Origin of the sequence: Corallococcus sp. AB049A (assembly GCF_003668885.1) — a bacterium.
In the GTDB taxonomy this organism is placed as follows: domain Bacteria; phylum Myxococcota; class Myxococcia; order Myxococcales; family Myxococcaceae; genus Corallococcus; species Corallococcus interemptor.
Genome location: NZ_RAWL01000005.1, coordinates 1 through 16,677, shown reverse-complemented (window position 1 = coordinate 16,677; position 16,677 = coordinate 1). Strand labels below are relative to the sequence as shown.

Here is a 16,677-nt window from a genome sequence, read left to right as displayed (position 1 = left end):
CCGGCCAATCACCGACGTCGATGTGGCCGGTGACCACCATCCACATGAAGGGCTGCCCCATGCGCACAGGGTTCCTGTTTCTGGTTGCCTGGCTCGCGGGTTGCGCCTCGTCCCATGTCCCGGTGACGGAATGGAGTGCGGCGGAAGAAGCCCCGCATGATGACGACGCATGCGTCCTCTCGCTCCGATGCGAAGGCGATGTCTGCGGCCTCTACGCATGTCAGGACGACTCGTCAGGACGGGTTGTCCGCACGTTCAGCAATGCTCCCGTATTCGTCGCTCCAGGTGGCACCGCGCAGCGCAACTGGGGAAGCGCACAAGGACTCCCGGGCGACTCCCTTCCCGTCCTGGTCTTCCGTTGGTATCCGCGAGAGACGCTGCCCAGTGAACTGAAGCGACGCCAGGCCATGGCGGAATGGGCATCCCGCCCGAAGGAGAGGCACCACATCTTTCCGCAAGCCATGAAGGCCTACTTCCAGTCGAAGGGAATCAACGTGCATGACTACGTCATCGCCATCGATGCGGAGGTCCATAAGCGCATCCATCGCGAAGCGGACCGAGGTCCCTGGAACACGGAGTGGTCGGCGTTTCGTGAACGGACCCGGGGACGCGCCACCAAGCCCATGCACTTCGAACAGGCCTCCCTGATGATCCAGCGATTCGACCTCTTCGGGCTGACGATGACCTACTGGCAGGGCGTCGACCTCGCCCCCATTCCCGAGCCGTGATGCCGATGCGCTTCTACCAACTCCAACGTCCGGGCCCCTCCACTCCAAGACACTGGAGCGGCAGCCTCTCCGCCGAGCACATCTGGAGCCTCCCTGGCGTTGAGTGCCCCACCTGTCATGAGACGTGGAGTGGCCAGTTCGCGCTTCCCAGCGTCGATCTTTCTTCGTTGCCCGAACGCGACCTGCTGTTGGAGCCACGAGTCGAACCTCACACGGAATACGCACGCCTTGCGTCCCGTGTGCAGCCCTTCCTTCCGTCAGGCATGACCTCGGAACCCGGCATGCAGTTCGGCCCGCTTCGAGGTACGGCACACGGAGCCTTTGGACCTGTGAGCGCGCGCCACGGCTGGGAGGTCCTGGTCACGCAGGACGCATTGCGACACCTCCAGGCCGTGGGGATCCGGGGGCTTGTTCCCGTGCGCGCGGAGTTGCAGGGGCTCGATGCAGGGGTCGTGCTGTACGAGTTGGAGCTTCCGTCGCGCGGGCTTCTGCACCGGGACGCAGTCCTGACAGGTCCCCAGTGCCCGACCTGCGGATGGCAGGAGACGCGGATCTCGCCGGAGCCCTGGCTGGATGGGGACGCGCTGCCCCATGACGTGGACATCTTCCGTCCCACGAATGGCTCCACGTACACCTTCGTCAACGCGCGCTTCGTCGAAGCGCTCGCCGCGCTGGGGCCCGGTGACGTGACGTTTCGCGAAGCCAATGTAGTACCGGAGTCGCGCTCAGGTTCGGTTCACTGAGGCAGCAAGCGCCTGGCGCTTCGAGACGCCCCACCGCTGGGGCGTCAGGGCGAAGCCCTCCGGCAGCCGTGCATCCAGGAGGAGCCGCAGCCGCGAGCCCCCCGTGCGAGGCAGGGACACCTCCACCGGATGCCCCCGGTGGCTGCCCACCAGCACGTGCCGCGTGGGAGCCACCGACGGGGCCAGCTCCAGCTTCGGCGCCAGCGCCCGCCAGCGACGCCGGAGCCGTTCACGACGCCAGGCCCGCAGCTGGATCCGTGACAGGAACAGGACCGCCGCGACGGCGAGCATCGTGAGCCAGGGGGACATGCACGGCGCAGGTTATGTCCGGGCCCGCACGACGGAAAACCCCGGGTGCGGCCGGGCATGACGAAGCGCGGCGCGCGGCGGAATGAAGTGGGGCACACTGCCCTCCTCGCAAAGGAGCCACACCATGAGCTGGGAAGAAGACCTGCAGGGCCGTGAGCCCCCGCCCTCCCTGGAGACGCTCATCGTCCCGCGCGTGCGCGACCTGGGCGATGGCTTCCACGTGCGCCGCGCCCTGCCCTCCGCGCGCCGCCGCATGGTGGGGCCCTTCATCTTCCTGGACCAGATGGGCCCCGCGGACTTCGACCCCGGCCGCGGCCTGGACGTGCGCCCGCATCCGCACATCGGCCTGTCCACCGTCACCTATCTCTTCCAGGGCGAAATCCTCCACCGCGACTCGCTGGGCTTCGTGCAGCCCATCCGCCCCGGCGCCGTGAACTGGATGACCGCCGGCCAGGGCATCGCCCACTCGGAGCGCACCGCGCCGGACACGCGCGCCGCCGGTGGCCGCCTCTTCGGCATCCAGGCCTGGGTCGCCCTCCCCAAGAAGCACGAGGAGGTCGCCCCCGCGTTCGTCCACCACCCCGCGGACACGCTCCCCGTCATCGACGGCGAGGGCATCCACCTGACGGTCATCGCGGGCCAGGTGCACGGCGGCAAGTCGCCCGTGCGCGCCCACTCCGACCTCTTCTACGCGGACGCGAAGATGGAGGCGGGCTCCCGCCTGAAGCTCTCCACGGAATACGAGGAGCGGGGCCTCTACCTGGTGGAAGGCACCGTGGAGGTGGAGGGCACACGCTTCCAGCCCGGCGAACTGCTGGTGTTCAAGCCGGGCAGCGAGATTGTCCTCAACGCGGAGTCCAAGGCGCGGATGATGCTCCTGGGCGGCGAGCCCATGGACGGCCCGCGCTACCTCTTCTGGAACTTCGTGTCGTCCTCCAAGGACCGCCTGGAGGCCGCCAAGGCGGACTGGAAGGAGGGCCGCTTCGCCGCCGTGCCCACGGAGACGGAGTTCATCCCCCTGCCGCCGGATGATCCGCCCGCGCCCGTGCGCTACCCGTAGAGCCGGCGCACCGGCGCCAGCGTGCCCGCGGGCCGCTGCGACTTCGCCTGCGACCACGTCAGCCGGTACGTCGCCGCCGTCCCGTCGAAGGCGATGGGCTTCACCTCCGGGGAGCCCGCGCCCGACGCGCGCAGCGTCTCCGCCAGGAAGCCGCAGGCGAAGAAGGGGTTGTCCGCCAGCACGTCCTTCACCCACAGGGTGGCGTCCTGCGTGGACAGCTCCTCCACGCGGACTTCGTTGAAGTTGTTGCCCGCGCGCAGGTTGTACGGCACGCGCTCCAGCGTCTTCCGCGGGCCCAGGTGCGTCACGAGCTGCATGCTCGCCCGCCCCACGGACGTCTGCTGGAAGCCCTTCAGGTAGCGGGCGCCCAATTCCAGATACGCCGTCTCCAGGGGCTGGCCGGGGAAGACATCCCGCGCGGCCACGTCCAGGAAGGCGCGCCACTGCTCCAGCGAGTAGTGGGGGCGCAGCGGTTCGGACAGGTTCAGGCCGGCGGCCTTCAGCTTCTGGCGGCCGTCACGCGTGAGGTAGGGCCCCAGCGCACGCACGAAGAGGGCTTCCACGCTCTGGGCGAAGATTTGCTTTTCGGATGGGACCATGCCCCCAGGGTGGAGTCGCCCCTGGGCATGCGGAAGGGTGGACGCAATGCATCCGTCCACGAGTCGTCAAACCCGTAGCTTTTTCAGCCTCGGGGCAGCCGCACGGTGAAGGTCGTCCCCTGGGCTTCCGTGGAGGTCACCTTCACGGAGCCGCCGTGGGCCCGGACGATCTGGTCGGTGATGTAGAGCCCCAGCCCCAGCCCTCCGGCCGAGCCGCGCTCCCGGTCGCTGCGGCCGGCGCGGCGCCACGCGGCGAACAGGTGCGGCAGCTGCTCTGGCGGAATGGGCGCGCCCAGGTTGTGCACCCGCAGCACGGCCTCGCCGTCCTGCCCCTCCGCGCTCACGCGCACGGGTGAATCCGGCGGGCTGAACTTGAGCGCGTTGGACACCAGGTTGCCCACCACCTGCTCCAGCCGGTCCGCGTCCCACGCGCCGCGCCCGTCGCCCCGCACGTCCAGCATCACCTCGCGCTGGGGCTGGCTGGCGCGCGCTTCCTCCACCGCGCCGCGCACCACGTCGAACAGGTCGCAGCGCGAGCGCACCACCGGCAGCCCCGCGCCCAGCCGCGCCCGAGCGAAGTCCAAGAGCTGGCGGATCATCCGCTCCATGCGCTCGGCGCTGGTGAGGATGCGCTCGGTGAAGACGCGCTGGCGGTCGGACAGCTCGCCCTGGCGCTGGAGCTGCTGCGCGGACATGGACAGCGCGTTGAGCGGATTGCGCAGGTCGTGGCCCAGGATGCCCAGGAACTGCTCGCGGAAGTCCTCCGCGTTGCGCGTCTCCGTGATGTCCTGGCCGGTGGCGATGATCGCCTCCACCGCGCCCGTGGGGCCCGTGGCCGGCGACATCGTGTACTCGAAGTGGCGCGGGCCCTGGTCCGAGGACAGCGTGACGCGGCCGCGCTGCACCCGGCCCGTGCGCCGCGCCGCGTCCAGCGACTGCGCGTAGGACTCCAGCTGGGGGTCCATGGCCCGCAGCGCGTCCATGTTCCTGCCCGGCACGTGCACGTGGTGCGAGCCGCGCGACGCGGCCACCGCCTGGTTGGCGTAGATGAGCGTCCCGTCGCCGTCATAGAGCGCGATGGGGTCCGCCGCCGCGCCCATGGCCAATTCCAGCAGGCGGCGCTGCTGCTGCACCTGGTCGGAGAGGACGCGCACCTCGCGCTCCGCGCGGCGCAGGCGCAGGAGCGCGTGCACCTGGGCCACCAGCTCCTCCGGGTCCACCGGCGCCACCAGATACGCGTCCGCGCCGTGCTCCAGCCCCTGGGCCCGGTCCGCGGGGCCCACCGCCTGGGCGGACAGGTGCAGCACCAGCGCGCCGCGCGTGCGCGGGGAGGCCTTCAGGCGCCGGCACACCTCCAGGCCGCTCATGTCCGGCAGGCGGACGTCCAGGATGACCAGGTCGGTCTGCTCGTCCGCGAGCGCCAGCGTTTCGCCGCCCGTGCCCGCCTCCAGCACCTGGAAGCCCGACAGGGACAGCACGCGCGACGTGACGTAGCGGCTGGCCAGGTCGTCGTTGACGTTGAGGATGATGGGCGCGGAGGACATGCGTGCGGATGAAGCGGTGGCCTCCTTCGTAATGGCTGGCACGGGGCGCGCCAAGCCTTGCACGTGGGAAAATGTCTTCTCTGAATGAACAGCCAGGGAAACGGGCGTCCGCCGACGCTCGCTGGACGACAGGGTGGGCTCCCCCGCCAGCGCGTTTCGCGGTAGGGATGACCCATGCGCCCTCCCTGCCGCCCGCTCCCCGCCGATGGCCGCTTCCTCCAGGCCGTGGGGCCCACGCCGCTCGTCCCCGTGCGGCTGGACCCGGAAGGACCGACCATCTGGTGCAAGCTGGAGTTCCTCAACCCCAGTGGGTCCACCAAGGACCGCATCGCCCGGTACATGCTGGAGAAGGCGTGGCGGCTGGGGGAGCTGAGCCCGGGCGGTGACGTGGTGGAGGCGTCCAGCGGCTCCACCAGCATCGCCATGGCGCTGGCGAGCGCGCAGATGGGCTGCCGCTTCACCGCGGTGATGCCGGAGGGCGTGACGGAGGAGCGGCTCATCGCCATCCGCGCCTACGGCGGCGAGGTGGAGCTGGTGCCACGCTCGGAGGGCATCCGGGGCGCCATCGCGAAGGCGGCGAGCCTGGCGAAGGAGCGAGGCGGCTTCGCGCCCCGCCAGTTCGAGAACCCGGACAACGCGGAGGCGCATCGCGTGTGGACGGGGCAGGAGATTCTGGCGCAGGTGCCAGGCGGCCTGGTGCACGGCGTGGTGAGCGGCGTGGGCACGGGCGGCACCATCGTGGGGCTGTACCAGGCGTTCGCGGAGGCGGGCTGTCCGGTGACGCCCTTCGTGGCCCGTCCCATCGCCGGGCTGGGCTGCGACATCGAATGTTGCAGCTTCAGCGCGCGCGTGCCGGGCGTGGTGGACGGCCTGTCGCGGCTGTACCGCGAGGCGGACATGCCGGGCCGGGTGGAGCTGGACGTGTCGGACGACCTGGCCATGGGCACCGCGCGGGCGCTCATCCGCCGGGGCTTCCCGGTGGGGCCGTCCTCCGGTCTCAACTACGCGGCGGCGGTGGAGGCGGCGAAGCACCTGGGCCCGCAGGCCCAGGTGGTGACGGTGTTCCCGGACCGCATGGAGCGCTACTTCTCCACGGAGCTGGTGCACCGGCCCGCGGCGCCCAAGGCCGGCTGAGCGGCCCTTACGTGCGCATGCGCACGCGCGTCTCGTGCACCGTGTCCGGAGGCGGCGCGGTGCGCTCGCGCTCCTGGGCGCGCATCAGGCGCAGGATGCTGGGGCCCAGGACGTCGATTTCGGTGGAGGCGTAGGCCTCCGTGCCGAAGCGGCGGATGGAGTCCGTCTGCTTCGACAGGATGCGCGCGTCCTGTCCGAAGATGTGCAGGCCCACGGGCAGCACGAAGGGCACCGCGGCCTTGAGCAGCCAGCGCGGCACGGGCAGCTTCACCGTCACCACCGCGTACACGAGCGTGTCCCAGTCACTCACCGGCGTCATGGCGGAGTTGACCAGGATGTGGCTCTTGTCCCCCAGGCGGTACTCCACCTGCGCGATGGACGGCATGAGGAAGCGGTCGAAGTGCTGCACCACGCCGCCGCCCGGCGCGAGCAGCCTTCCCACGAGCCCCTTGGGCGCGGGCTCGCCCAGGTACTCCGCCTCCACGCGGTCCGCGCCGCGGCGCACCACCACGTCGATTTCGTTCTTCTTCTCTTCCGTGCGGAACAGGCCGCCGTGGAGGAAGGCGGTGTGCGGCACGTCCAGCGTGTTCTCCAGCACCGCGTGCAGCGACCCGGGCGCGCGCAGCACGCGGCGCACGGTGGTGTAGTCCGCCGCGTCCAGCAGCGGGAAGCGGAAGGGCTCCGTCGTGGGCTCGACGCCGGGCGTGGAGTAGACCCAGACGAAGCCGTCCTGTTCGCGCGTCGCGTGGGAAGAAGCGCAGCGGGAGCGGGCCTCGGGTTCGCCCAGCAGGCCCGGGATGAGCCGGCACTGGCCCCCGGTGTCGAAGCGCCACCCGTGGTAGCCGCACTCCAGCTGGCCGTTCTTCACGCGGCCCAGCGACAGCGGCACGTTGCGGTGCGGGCAGCGGTCCACCAGGGCGCCGGGCTTGCCGCCCTCGCCCCGGAAGAGCACCAGGGGCGTGCCCTGCAGCGTGCGCGCGAGCGGCTTGTCCCCCAGCTCCCCCGACGTGCAGAGGATGAACCAGGAGTGGGGGAGCCGGACGACGGAGATGTGACTGGGGGACGCGCTCGGGGCGCGCCCCTCCTCGCGGGCGTTCATGGGCCCAGTCTAATGGCCCCGGGCGTCCGTGCACGCCCCCTTCAGGCGGGCAGGTCGGCGGCGCGCTGGGCGGCCTCCGGGTTGAGGGGCTGGGGCATCACCCCGCCGCTCATCCTCCGGCAGGACTCCTCGCAGCGGCGGCAGGCCTCCGCGCAGGCCTTCATCAGGCCCTCGAGGCCCGTCTCTTCGCAGGCGGTCGCGCAGGCGGCGCACACCTCCGCGCAGGCGAAGCAGGTGCGGGAATGCAGATCCGAACCTCGGAGCATGAAGCGCGCGCTCGTGTCGCAGATGTCCGCGCAGTCCATCAGCAGCCGCAGGTGCCCGGGTTCCGCGAGCTTGCCTCCCCGCTGGAGGCCGTCCGCCAGCGCCTCCAGGCAGACGCGGTGACAGGACAGACAGTTGTCGATGCATTCCCGCATCTCGTCGTCGCTTCGCATCACTTCGGCGTTCGCCATGGTGGGTGTCCTTTCGGTTCCTTGAAGTCCACCCCTCACGGTGGGCACGCGTGAGGCCGCGGCCCGTCATCCCGCATGCCCGGACGGCCGGCTGCCGGGTCTAGACCTTCAGCCTCCGCAAGCGCAGGGCGTTGCCGATGACGGACACGGACGACAGGCTCATCGCGGCGCTCGCGAACAGCGGGCTCAGGAGCAACCCGAGGACGGGGTACAGCACGCCCGCCGCCAGCGGGACGCCCAGCAGGTTGTAGACGAAGGCGAAGAAGAGGTTCTGCCGGATGTTGCGCAGCACGCCCTGGCTCAACCCGCGCGCCCTCGCGATGCCTCGCAGGTCGCCCTTCACCAGCGTCACGCCCGCGCTCTCCATCGCGATGTCCGTGCCCGTCCCCATCGCGATGCCCACGTCCGCCAGCGCCAGCGCCGGAGCGTCGTTCACGCCGTCGCCCGCCATCGCCACCACGCGTCCCTGCGCTTGCAGCGCCTTCACCACGTCGCCCTTCGCGTCCGGCTGCACTCCAGCAATCACCTCCGTGATGCCCAGCCGGCGCGCCACCGCGTGCGCCGTCGTCGGGCTGTCGCCGGTGAGCATGACCACTCGCAGGCCTTCGTCCCGCAGCCGCGCCAGGGCCTCCGGCGTGGAGGTCTTCAGCGGATCCTCCACGCCCAGGAGGCCCGCCGCCCGGCCGTCCACCGACACCAGCACCACGGTCTGTCCCTCCTGGCGCAGCGCCTCCGCGCGCTCCGTCAGCGACTCCGCCTCCACGCCCAGGCCGCGCATCAGCGCCGCGTTTCCGAGCGCGACCTCGCGTCCTTCCACGCGGCCCCTGACGCCCTGCCCCGTGATGGACTGGAAGTCCTCCACGCGTCCGGGAGACACACCGCGCTCCCTGGCTCCCGCGACCACTGCGGCGGCCAGCGGGTGCTCACTGCCGCGCTCCAGGCTCGCGGCCAGACGCAGCAACCCGGACGCGTCGACTCCCGGCGCGGGCTCCACCGTCACGAGGTGCGGACGCCCCTCCGTGAGCGTGCCCGTCTTGTCCACCACCAGCGTGTCCACCGCCGCCATCCGCTCCAGCGCCGCCGCGTCGCGGATGAGCACGCCCATGCGCGCGCCCTGCCCTGTTCCCACCATCACGGACATGGGCGTGGCCAGGCCCAGCGCGCACGGGCAGGCGATGATGAGCACGGCCACCGCGTTCACCAGCGCGTGCGCGAGCCTCGGCTCCGGTCCCCACACGCCCCAGATGACCGCCGTCACCACCGCCACCGCGATGACCGCGGGCACGAAGATGCCGGCCACCCGGTCCGCCAGCCGCTGGATGGGGGCTCGCGTGCGCTGCGCCTCCGCCACGCGCTGGACGATGCGCGACAGGAGCGTGTCCTTCCCCACCCGCTCCGCCCGCATCACCCACGACCCCGTGCCGTTCACCGTGCCGCCCGTCACCTTCGCGCCCGGCCCCTTCTCCACCGGCACCGGCTCTCCGGTGACGAGCGATTCGTCCACCGCGCTCGCGCCCTCCAGCACCTCGCCGTCCACCGGCACCTTCTCACCGGGACGCACGCGCAGGCGCCATCCCACGTGAACCTGGGACAACGGCACGTCCTCCTCGTGGCCATCGTCCGTGATGCGCCTGGCCGTGGCGGGGGCCAGCGACAGCAGGGCCCGCAGCGCTCCGGACGTCGCGTGGCGGGCGCGCAATTCCAGCACCTGCCCCAGCGCCACCAGCGTGAGGATGATGGCGGCGGCCTCGTAGTACACGGGCGCGGTGCCGCCATGCCCCGTGCGCGCGCCCTCCGGCAACAGGTGCGGGAACAGCGTCGCCACCACGCTGAAGGCGTACGCCGCGCCCGCGCCCAGCGCGATGAGCGTGAACATGTTCAGGTGCCGGTTCCGCACCGACGCCCAGCCCCGCTGGAAGAACGGCGCCCCCACCCACAGCACCACCGGCGTCGCCAGCGCGAACTGCACCCACACGTTCGCGGAAGGCGACAGCGCGGGCCGCACCGGCAACATGTCCGACATGCCCAGCAGCATCAGCGGCACGCTCAGCGCCAGCCCCACCCAGAACCTCCGCGTCATCGAACGCAGCTCCGGATCCGGCGGCTCCTCCACCGTCACCGTGCGCGGCTCCAGCGCCATGCCGCACTTCGGGCAGGTGCCGGGCCCGTCCCGCACCACCTCCGGGTGCATGGGGCAGGTGTATTCGACGCGCGTCTGAAGGACGGGCGGCGCCTCGGGCTCCAGCGCCATGCCGCACTTCGGGCAGGCCCCCGGCGCGTCCTGGCGCACCTCCGGATCCATGGGGCACACGTACACGGCGCCCGGCGCGGCGGGCGGTGGCGGGGTCTGGGGCTGGAGGAAGTGCCCGGGGTCCGCCTGGAAGCGCTGGCGGCACTTCGGATTGCAGAAGAACCAGGTGTGCCCCTCGTGCTCCCAGCTGCCGCCCCGGGGCGCGCGGGGGTCCACCTCCATGCCGCACACGGGGTCGATGGCCGGCCCTGCTCCGCCCTCTTGGGGCGGCGGCCGGGAGAAAGGCGAAGCAGGGGGATGCCGATGGGAATGCGTCACGTGAAGCCTCCTTTTCCCGGGCCAACGCGGCACCCGTCGAGCTCTTACACACATGCGCCATCCCCCCTCCCGGCGCCTCCGAACCGTCCGCGCTCCTCCCACTGGCGGGCAGGGCGCCAGGCAGGCCGGGGCCCTGTCCGCGCGGGGCATTTTCCGGTAGGAGGCGGCGCCGGCGGCCTGGAGTTCCAGGGGCTTGCGCGCCCGGACGCGGTGGACTCGCGGCGAAACAGCCTGGAAAATCCCACCGCTCCGTATGGCAAGGGAAGCAAGGTCGGGGCCCGACCAGAGAGAGCACCGAATGCGACGCATGTGGGGCACGTGGGGGGCGATGCTCGCCCTGCTCGCGAGCGGCTGTGATGCCATCGACCTGTCGAGCATCACCCAGCGCGACGCGAAGACCCGGGTGCGCCCGGAGCCCCCTGGCGGGCACTGCGAGTTCGGCGGCGACCGGGTGGACTCCGGCCTGGACCGCGACCGCGACGGGGAGCTGGACGACTCCGAGGTGACCGACACCGAGTACGTCTGCGACGACCCCACGCCCAAGGTCCGCACCCGCATCCAGGCCGAACCCCACGGCGCGAACTGCGCGCTGGGAGGCCAGGCGGTGCAGTCCGGCCTGGACCGGAACTTCAACGGGCAGCTCGAGGACGGGGAGGTCACCCTCACCGACTTCGTCTGCGCCACCTCGGTCACCAACGTGCTGCTGCGCACGCGGCAGGTGACTCCGGGCGAGAAGTGCGCCCTGGGCGGGCAGGTGTCCCACGCCGGCCATGACGCCAACGGCAACGGGCTGCTGGAGGACGAGGAGATTTCGCAGGAGGTGTACGCCTGCGACGATCCGGCCCCCGTCCTGTCACGGCTGCGCACGCTGCCCCCCTTCACCGCGCCGTGCGACGGGGACGACCAGGGCGGCCTCGTGCTGGAGGCCGGTGGCGACCAGAACGGCGACGCCGTGCTCTCGGCGTCCGAGGTCGAAGCCACGGCCTATGCCTGCGGCCTGGAGCCCTCCGACCTGAAGGTCTACCACGACGGGGAGGGCCCCGGTCCGAACTGCGCCCGGGGTGGCATCCGCGTGGACGCCATCCAGGACCGGGACCGCGACGGAGACCTGGACCCGCACGGCTTCGCGACGGCGGTGTTCGTGTGCCAGACCGCCCGCGTGCATGACGGGGACTTCACGGTGACGGGCCCCGTGGACCTGGTGGCGCTCGAGGGCGTCACCCACCTGCGGGGCGAGCTGATCATCTCCGCGCCCACGCTCACCGACGCGGTGCTCCCCTCGCTGGCGGTCATCAACAAGAGCCTCACGGTGCGGGGCAACGCCAGCCTGCGCCGGCTGTCCATGCCCGCCCTGCGCTTCGTGGGCGGCAGCGCGGAGGTGACCTCCAACGCCCGGCTGGACGTGCTCACGCTGGGCACGGCGCCGGACACGATGGTGCAGGTCCAGCGCAGCCTCCTCGTGGAGGACAACCCCATGCTCCCCACGCTGGAGGGGCTGGCGGCGGTGCAGCCGGAGGACAGCATCTCCCTGCGCGCGAACAACGCGCTGGTGGAGCCGGGCCTGCTGCCCTACGTCCACGTGCTCAAGGGGTCGCTCACCATCGAGGACCACCTGCGGATGGACCGCACCCCCTTCATCCAGCTGACCCAGGTCCACGGGAACGTGCGCATCGCGAACAACCCCGCGATGGGGGGCCCCTTCGGCCTGGAGCAGCTGACCTCCGTGGACGGCGGCCTGGAGCTGCGGGACAACGCGCTGCTGGAGCGGCTCCACCCGCTGGCTCGGCTCACCTCCGTGGGCGAGCTGTTCATCTCCGGCAACCCCCGGCTGACGGACACGACGGGGCTGGAGCAGCTGGCGTCCGCGGGCCGCATCCACATCCAGGGCAACAAGGAGCTGGTGAGCGTGGGGGACATGCCCGCGCTGGCGCAGGCCGGGGCCTTCTCCGTGAAGTTCAACGAGAAGCTCCAGCGCGTGCGCGGCCTGCCCCTGCTTCGCACCACGGACACGCTGTCCGTCGTGGGCAACCCGCTGCTGACGTCACTGGAGGGCTTCCAGCGGCTGACCCGGCTGACCACGCTGGAGGTGCTGGGCAACGCGGCGCTCACGAACCTGGGCGGCCTGGCGATGCTGCGCGAGCTGGACGTCCTCAGCCTCCAGGGCAACGCGGCGCTCACGGGCTTTGGCCTGACGGAGCTGGCGCGCGTGTCGCTGGCCTTCGTCGTCGTGGACAACCCGAAGCTGCCCACGTGCCTGGCCACCGCGCTGGCGGGGGACGTGTTCATGGGCGAACCGCTGTCGGGCATCAACATCGACCAGAACGACAACGCGGCGACGTGCCCTTGAACTCAGGCCGCCTTCAGCGGCGGGGCTTGCAGGAGCAATCCAGGCAGCCGTGCGCCGCGCACGCGCCGCAGCCCCGCTCCAGCGACCGCTTGAGGGCAAGCCTGGCGCGGTGCAGCCGCACGCCCGCGTTGTTGGAGGTGATGCCCACCTCGCGCGCCACGTCCGGCACCGCGCGCCCCTCCAGGTCCACCTGGCGCACCAGCTGCGCGTACTCGGGCTTGAGCGTGGGCAGGAGGTCCGTGAGGCACGCGCACACCGTGGACTCCAGCTCCAGGTCCACGGTGGCGTCCGCGTCGCGGGCCTCCACCTCCAGCGCGCGTCCCTCCGCGGACTGCCGGCGATGGTGGTCCACCAGGGCGTTGCGCAGGAGGCGGTAGAACCACGCCACCGCGCCCTCGCCGTCCTTCAGCGCCCCGCCCTTCTCCAGGGTGCGGGCGAAGGCCGTCTGGAAGAGGTCCTCCGCGACGGCCCGGCTGCCCACCCGCCGCTCCAGGAAGGCGAGGAAGCGGCGCTGGTGGGCCAGGAGCGCCGCCACCACGTCCTCGCGGTCCGGGGGCAGCGCCGCTTCTGTCCCTTCAGCGTCCATACGACGCTTTGAGTACTACGGAGGGCCGTAGCCCTGCACGCGGGAGTTCAGCTCCACCGCGGTGGCGTAGATCTGCGCCCAGGCGCGGTACTTGAACTTCGCCACCCCGCCCTTCTGGTCGTTCGCGTAGTCGAACATGTCCTGGCGGAACTGCGCGTCCGCGGCCTTGCGGGCCTCCGGCTTCAGCGGCGTGCCCTTGCGGTCGTAGTAACGCAGCAGGTCGTAGCCGTAGTCGTGCGTCTTGGCCGCCGGATCGAACTCCTTGTCCGGGCCAATCTTGCCGGGGACGGAGGCGTAGCCGAGCGGATCCTGCATGCGCTGGCCGTGCGGTGTCTGGATGGCGTAGGGCTTGTAGCCCATCACCTGCTCGAAGTCCGCCGGGGGCGGGCGCGCGCCGGTGAGGTACTCGCTCATCAGCTTGCCGTGGTCGCCCGGGGGCGCCTTGCCCACGGCGCCCGTGCGCTGGGCGGCGTTGGTGCCGGAGGCGAAGGAGTCCTTCACCACGTTGCGAGCGGCGGGGGCGGCGGGACGCGCTGCGGTGGACTCCGTACCGGAGGTCTGCGGCGGGCGGACGGGCGTGTTGCGGATGATCATTGGGGGGACCTGGGGGAGAAGTCTTCTCGATTTTTCGGAAACCGCCTGCCCAAAGTTGCGGCCCCCCACCCAAACTCGCGCAGAATGCGCCATCAACGCACCGCGTGGTGCACTGGAGGACACCGTGGCGAACTACCTGTATTCCGAGGGCATCAAGGAACTGCGCGCTGGCAACTTCGAGAACGCGCAGCGTCTGGTGGAGCAGGCGAAGAAGCAGGGGGACGCCACCGTGGAGGAGCTGCACGCCATGGCGTTCGCGATGGACGGGCACGGCCAGCGCGGCTTCGCGACGGAGCTCCTGCAGGAGGCGCTGAAGCAGCAGCCCTCGGCGGTGGAGCCCGCCTGTGTGCTGGCCATGTTCCACCTGGAGAAGCAGGAGGACGCGCAGGCGGAGGCCGTCCTGAAGCCCGCGCTGGCGGCAGCTCCGGATCACCCCAAGGCGAACCTGTGTATGGCCATGGCGCTGGCGAAGACGGAGGCCGCCCGGGCCCGCGCGCACCTGGCCAAGGCCGCGAAGGACACCGACCCGGACGTCCGCGCGCAGGCGGAGGCGCTGGACAAGGTGCTGTCGCAGCACGAGCCCCGCTAAGGGCCCTGCTTCAGTCCCCGCGCTTGAAGTCCTCCGTGCGGACGCCGTAGCGCTTGAGCAGGCGGTGCAGGCTCTCGCGCTCCATGCCCGCGCGCTCGGCCGCGTGGGTGACGTTGCCGGAGAACTCCTGCATCAGCGCGGTGAGGTAGTCGCGCGACACGGCGTCGCGCACGCGGTCCACGGCCTCGCGGTAGGGCTGCTTCGCCAGTGCCTCGGCGGGCAGCGGGCCCGGGACCACGGGGACACGCGCCGTGCCCAGCTCAGGCGGCAGGTCCTCCGGAACGATGCGGGGGCCCGCCGCCACCGCCGCCGCGCGCGCCACCGCGTTCTGCAGCTGCCGCACGTTGCCGGGCCAGGGCGCGTCCGTGAGCGTGCGCAGGGCCTGGGGCGTGAAGCCCTCCAGCTCCGGCCGGTTCGCGCCCGCGAGGAAGTGCATGGCGAGCAGCGGGATGTCCTCGCGGCGCTCGCGCAAGGCGGGCATGCGCACCGTCACGCCGCCCAGCCGGTAGTAGAGGTCCTCGCGGAAGCGCCCCGCTGAGACCTCCTGCGCCAGGTCCCGGTGCGTCGCCGCCACCACGCGCACGTCCACCGTCACCGGCGTGGTGGTGCCCACGCGGCGGATCTCCTTCTCCTGGAGCGCGCGGTTGAGCTTCACCTGCACGGGCAGGGGCAGGTCCCCCACTTCGTCCAGGAAGAGCGTGCCGCCGTGGGCCTCCTCGAAGAGGCCGGCCTTCGCGCCGGTGGCGCCGGTGAAGGCGCCCTTCGCGTGGCCGAAGAGCTCGCTCTCCACCAGCTCCGCCGGCAGCGCGCCGCAGTTCACCGCGACGAAGGGCCTGTCGCGGCGCGGGCTCTCGCGGTGCAGCGCGCGGGCGGCCAGCTCCTTGCCGGTGCCCGTCTCGCCGGTGAGCACCACGGTGAGCTCGCGCGAGGCCACCTGCGCGAGCAGCGCGTGCGTCTTCTGGAGCGCCGGGCTGGTGCCACGCAGGCCGTGGAAGTCCGGCATGCGGGATGCGCGGGCGGCCAGCCCCCGCGCGTCACGGGACTGGCGCTGGCGCTCCAGGGCGCGAGCGACGACCAGGGCCACCTCATCCGGGTCGAAGGGCTTGGACAGGTAGTCGTACGCGCCTTCCTTGATGGCCTCCACGGCCTTGGGGATGCTCGCGTAGGCGGTGACGAGGACGACCTCCGTGTCCGGCGCGCGCCGCTTCACCTCGCGCAGCACCGTGAAGCCGTCCGCGCCCGGCATCTGGATGTCGGTGACCACCACGTCGAACGCGCGCGCGGAGAGCAGCGCCAGGGCCTGGAGGCCGTCGGGCGCGGTCGTCACCGCGTACGCGTCCCCCAGGATGCGCGCGAACAGCTTGAGCATGTTCTCCTTGTCGTCCACGACGAGGACCGAGGGCTTGCCGCTGCTCATGCCGCCTCCTGTCGCGCGGGCAGCGACAGCGTGAAGCGCGCGCCGCCCAGGGCGCCCGTGTCCACGTCGATGCGGCCGCCGTGCGCCTCCGCGATGGCCTGGCTCACCGCGAGCCCCAGCCCCGTGCCGGAGGGCTTCGTCGTGAAGAAGGGCTCGAAGAGCTGGGCCCGTGCCTCCGGCGTCACGCCGGGCCCGGAGTCGGACACCGCCACGCGCGCGGCTCCGTCCGCGTCCCCCGTGATGCGCACCTCCACCCGTCCTCCCTCGCCCGAGGCCTCCGCCGCGTTCTTGATCAAGTTGAGCAGCACCTGCCGCAAGCGCGGGGCCTGCGCCCACGCGGTGCCCTCGCCGTGCACCTCCACCGTCACCGCGCCCAGCTTCGTGGCCTCGCGCAGGCGCAAGACGACCTCCTCGCACGCGTCGCGCAGCGCCACCGGCTCCAGCGGTCCCCGTCCCGGACGCGCCAGGTCCAGCAGGCCCTCCACGATGTCCTGACAGCGCACTGCCTCCTCCTCCACCACGCGCAGGTCCTCCGCGAGCGCGCCCTCCGCCCGCCGCTGCAACAGCCGCACGTACCCGAGGATGACGCCCAGCGGGTTGTTGATTTCGTGCGCCACGCCCGCCGCCAGCCGGCCAATGCCCGCCAGCTTCTCGTGCTGGACGAGCCGCGCCTGGTGCTCGCGCAGCGCCCCCGTCATCCGGTTGAGCTGCGCGGCCAGGTGCCCCAGCTCCCCCGGATCATCTTCAGGAATGCGCACGTCCAGGTCCCCGCGAGCCAGCCGCGCCGCGCCCTCGGACAGCCGCGCCACCGGCCGCGCCACCGAGTTGCCGATGTACACCCCCACCCCGGCCGCGAACAGCGTGGCCCCGCCCAGGAGGAGCAGCGCCCAGCGGAAGCTGTCGC

Annotated in this window: 16 protein-coding genes; 6 read left to right on the top strand and 10 right to left on the bottom strand. The window is 71.7% G+C overall.

Going from position 1 to position 16,677, the window contains the following annotated elements; translation table 11 throughout:
* The first annotated feature begins 29 nt into the window (after positions 1–29).
* Together D7X55_RS01090 and D7X55_RS01085 are read left to right on the top strand one after the other, a co-directional pair.
* A complete protein-coding gene (locus D7X55_RS01090; RefSeq protein WP_233609448.1) occupies positions 30–728 on the top strand; it encodes a TIGR02269 family lipoprotein in 699 nt (232 codons plus the stop codon).
* Complete coding sequence (locus tag D7X55_RS01085) at positions 728–1,471, top strand: double-CXXCG motif protein (protein WP_121721942.1); 744 nt, start codon at positions 728–730, stop codon at positions 1,469–1,471. The genes D7X55_RS01090 and D7X55_RS01085 overlap by 1 nt, the downstream gene beginning before the upstream one ends.
* Here the strand turns inward: D7X55_RS01085 and D7X55_RS01080 are convergent.
* Positions 1,454–1,780: a hypothetical protein gene (locus D7X55_RS01080; protein WP_121721941.1), complete on the bottom strand. Its 327-nt coding sequence runs from the start codon at positions 1,778–1,780 to the stop codon at positions 1,454–1,456. The genes D7X55_RS01085 and D7X55_RS01080 overlap by 18 nt on opposite strands.
* 124 nt (positions 1,781–1,904) lie before the next feature.
* Between D7X55_RS01080 and D7X55_RS01075 the strand changes: the two genes are divergently transcribed.
* On the top strand, positions 1,905–2,840 hold the full coding sequence (locus D7X55_RS01075; RefSeq protein WP_120546509.1) for a pirin family protein: 936 nt from the start codon (positions 1,905–1,907) through the stop codon (positions 2,838–2,840).
* Here the strand turns inward: D7X55_RS01075 and D7X55_RS01070 are convergent.
* Entirely contained in the window at positions 2,831–3,439 is a 609-nt protein-coding gene (locus D7X55_RS01070; protein WP_121721940.1) for a DUF2378 family protein, read from the bottom strand. The genes D7X55_RS01075 and D7X55_RS01070 overlap by 10 nt on opposite strands.
* A gap of 83 nt (positions 3,440–3,522) precedes the next feature.
* The gene (locus D7X55_RS01065) at positions 3,523–5,025 is read right to left on the bottom strand and encodes an ATP-binding protein (RefSeq protein ID WP_304988864.1); all 1,503 of its coding nucleotides are present in this window, start codon (positions 5,023–5,025) and stop codon (positions 3,523–3,525) included.
* 132 nt (positions 5,026–5,157) lie between these two features.
* On the opposite strand from D7X55_RS01065, the gene D7X55_RS01060 reads away from it, so the two are divergent.
* Positions 5,158–6,117: a PLP-dependent cysteine synthase family protein gene (locus D7X55_RS01060; RefSeq protein ID WP_121721938.1), complete on the top strand. Its 960-nt coding sequence runs from the start codon at positions 5,158–5,160 to the stop codon at positions 6,115–6,117.
* A gap of 7 nt (positions 6,118–6,124) precedes the next feature.
* Here the strand turns inward: D7X55_RS01060 and D7X55_RS01055 are convergent, their stop codons facing one another.
* The 3 genes from D7X55_RS01055 to D7X55_RS01045 all read right to left on the bottom strand — a co-directional run bounded on the left by D7X55_RS01055 (position 6,125) and on the right by D7X55_RS01045 (position 10,294).
* Complete coding sequence (locus D7X55_RS01055) at positions 6,125–7,216, bottom strand: aromatic ring-hydroxylating dioxygenase subunit alpha (RefSeq protein WP_121721937.1); 1,092 nt, start codon at positions 7,214–7,216, stop codon at positions 6,125–6,127.
* Between the two features lie 41 nt (positions 7,217–7,257).
* Positions 7,258–7,671, bottom strand: coding sequence for a four-helix bundle copper-binding protein (locus tag D7X55_RS01050; protein ID WP_120546514.1), 414 nt, complete (start codon positions 7,669–7,671; stop codon positions 7,258–7,260).
* Positions 7,672–7,771: 100 nt separating this feature from the next.
* Complete coding sequence (locus D7X55_RS01045; protein WP_407921757.1) at positions 7,772–10,294, bottom strand: heavy metal translocating P-type ATPase; 2,523 nt, start codon at positions 10,292–10,294, stop codon at positions 7,772–7,774.
* A 244-nt stretch (positions 10,295–10,538) separates the two neighbouring features.
* On the opposite strand from D7X55_RS01045, the gene D7X55_RS01040 reads away from it, so the two are divergent.
* A complete protein-coding gene (locus tag D7X55_RS01040; RefSeq protein ID WP_147469998.1) occupies positions 10,539–12,587 on the top strand; it encodes a hypothetical protein in 2,049 nt (682 codons plus the stop codon).
* A gap of 13 nt (positions 12,588–12,600) precedes the next feature.
* On the opposite strand, the gene D7X55_RS01035 is transcribed toward D7X55_RS01040, so the two are convergent.
* Both D7X55_RS01035 and D7X55_RS01030 read right to left on the bottom strand, forming a co-directional pair.
* The gene (locus D7X55_RS01035; RefSeq protein WP_121721934.1) at positions 12,601–13,173 is read right to left on the bottom strand and encodes an RNA polymerase sigma factor; all 573 of its coding nucleotides are present in this window, start codon (positions 13,171–13,173) and stop codon (positions 12,601–12,603) included.
* A gap of 15 nt (positions 13,174–13,188) precedes the next feature.
* The gene (locus D7X55_RS01030; protein ID WP_121721933.1) at positions 13,189–13,767 is read right to left on the bottom strand and encodes a hypothetical protein; all 579 of its coding nucleotides are present in this window, start codon (positions 13,765–13,767) and stop codon (positions 13,189–13,191) included.
* A 124-nt stretch (positions 13,768–13,891) separates the two neighbouring features.
* Here D7X55_RS01030 and D7X55_RS01025 point away from each other — a divergent pair, with 124 nt between their 5' ends.
* Positions 13,892–14,356 (top strand): tetratricopeptide repeat protein, encoded by a 465-nt coding sequence (locus tag D7X55_RS01025; RefSeq protein ID WP_233609446.1) that lies wholly within the window; start codon positions 13,892–13,894, stop codon positions 14,354–14,356.
* Between the two features lie 10 nt (positions 14,357–14,366).
* Here D7X55_RS01025 and D7X55_RS01020 read toward each other — a convergent pair whose 3' ends face one another.
* Positions 14,367–15,773, bottom strand: coding sequence for a sigma-54 dependent transcriptional regulator (locus tag D7X55_RS01020; protein ID WP_121721932.1), 1,407 nt, complete (start codon positions 15,771–15,773; stop codon positions 14,367–14,369).
* On the bottom strand, positions 15,770–16,677 hold a 908-nt coding region (locus D7X55_RS01015; RefSeq protein WP_147469997.1), incomplete at its 5' end, for a sensor histidine kinase. The genes D7X55_RS01020 and D7X55_RS01015, both read right to left, overlap by 4 nt.

Bases quoted from the DNA above. Each gene is read 5' to 3' on its own strand.
- D7X55_RS01035 (WP_121721934.1), bottom strand. From the start codon at position 13,173: ATGGACGCTGAAGGGACAGAAGCGGCGCTGCCCCCGGACCGCGAGGAC.
- D7X55_RS01085 (WP_121721942.1), top strand. From the start codon at position 728: ATGCCGATGCGCTTCTACCAACTCCAACGTCCGGGCCCCTCCACTCCA.
- D7X55_RS01060 (WP_121721938.1), top strand. From the start codon at position 5,158: ATGCGCCCTCCCTGCCGCCCGCTCCCCGCCGATGGCCGCTTCCTCCAG.
- D7X55_RS01070 (WP_121721940.1), bottom strand. From the start codon at position 3,439: ATGGTCCCATCCGAAAAGCAAATCTTCGCCCAGAGCGTGGAAGCCCTC.
- D7X55_RS01050 (WP_120546514.1), bottom strand. From the start codon at position 7,671: ATGGCGAACGCCGAAGTGATGCGAAGCGACGACGAGATGCGGGAATGC.
- D7X55_RS01080 (WP_121721941.1), bottom strand. From the start codon at position 1,780: ATGTCCCCCTGGCTCACGATGCTCGCCGTCGCGGCGGTCCTGTTCCTG.
- D7X55_RS01020 (WP_121721932.1), bottom strand. From the start codon at position 15,773: ATGAGCAGCGGCAAGCCCTCGGTCCTCGTCGTGGACGACAAGGAGAAC.
- D7X55_RS01045 (WP_407921757.1), bottom strand. From the start codon at position 10,294: ATGTGTGTAAGAGCTCGACGGGTGCCGCGTTGGCCCGGGAAAAGGAGG.
- D7X55_RS01030 (WP_121721933.1), bottom strand. From the start codon at position 13,767: ATGATCATCCGCAACACGCCCGTCCGCCCGCCGCAGACCTCCGGTACG.
- D7X55_RS01040 (WP_147469998.1), top strand. From the start codon at position 10,539: ATGCGACGCATGTGGGGCACGTGGGGGGCGATGCTCGCCCTGCTCGCG.
- D7X55_RS01055 (WP_121721937.1), bottom strand. From the start codon at position 7,216: ATGAACGCCCGCGAGGAGGGGCGCGCCCCGAGCGCGTCCCCCAGTCAC.
- D7X55_RS01075 (WP_120546509.1), top strand. From the start codon at position 1,905: ATGAGCTGGGAAGAAGACCTGCAGGGCCGTGAGCCCCCGCCCTCCCTG.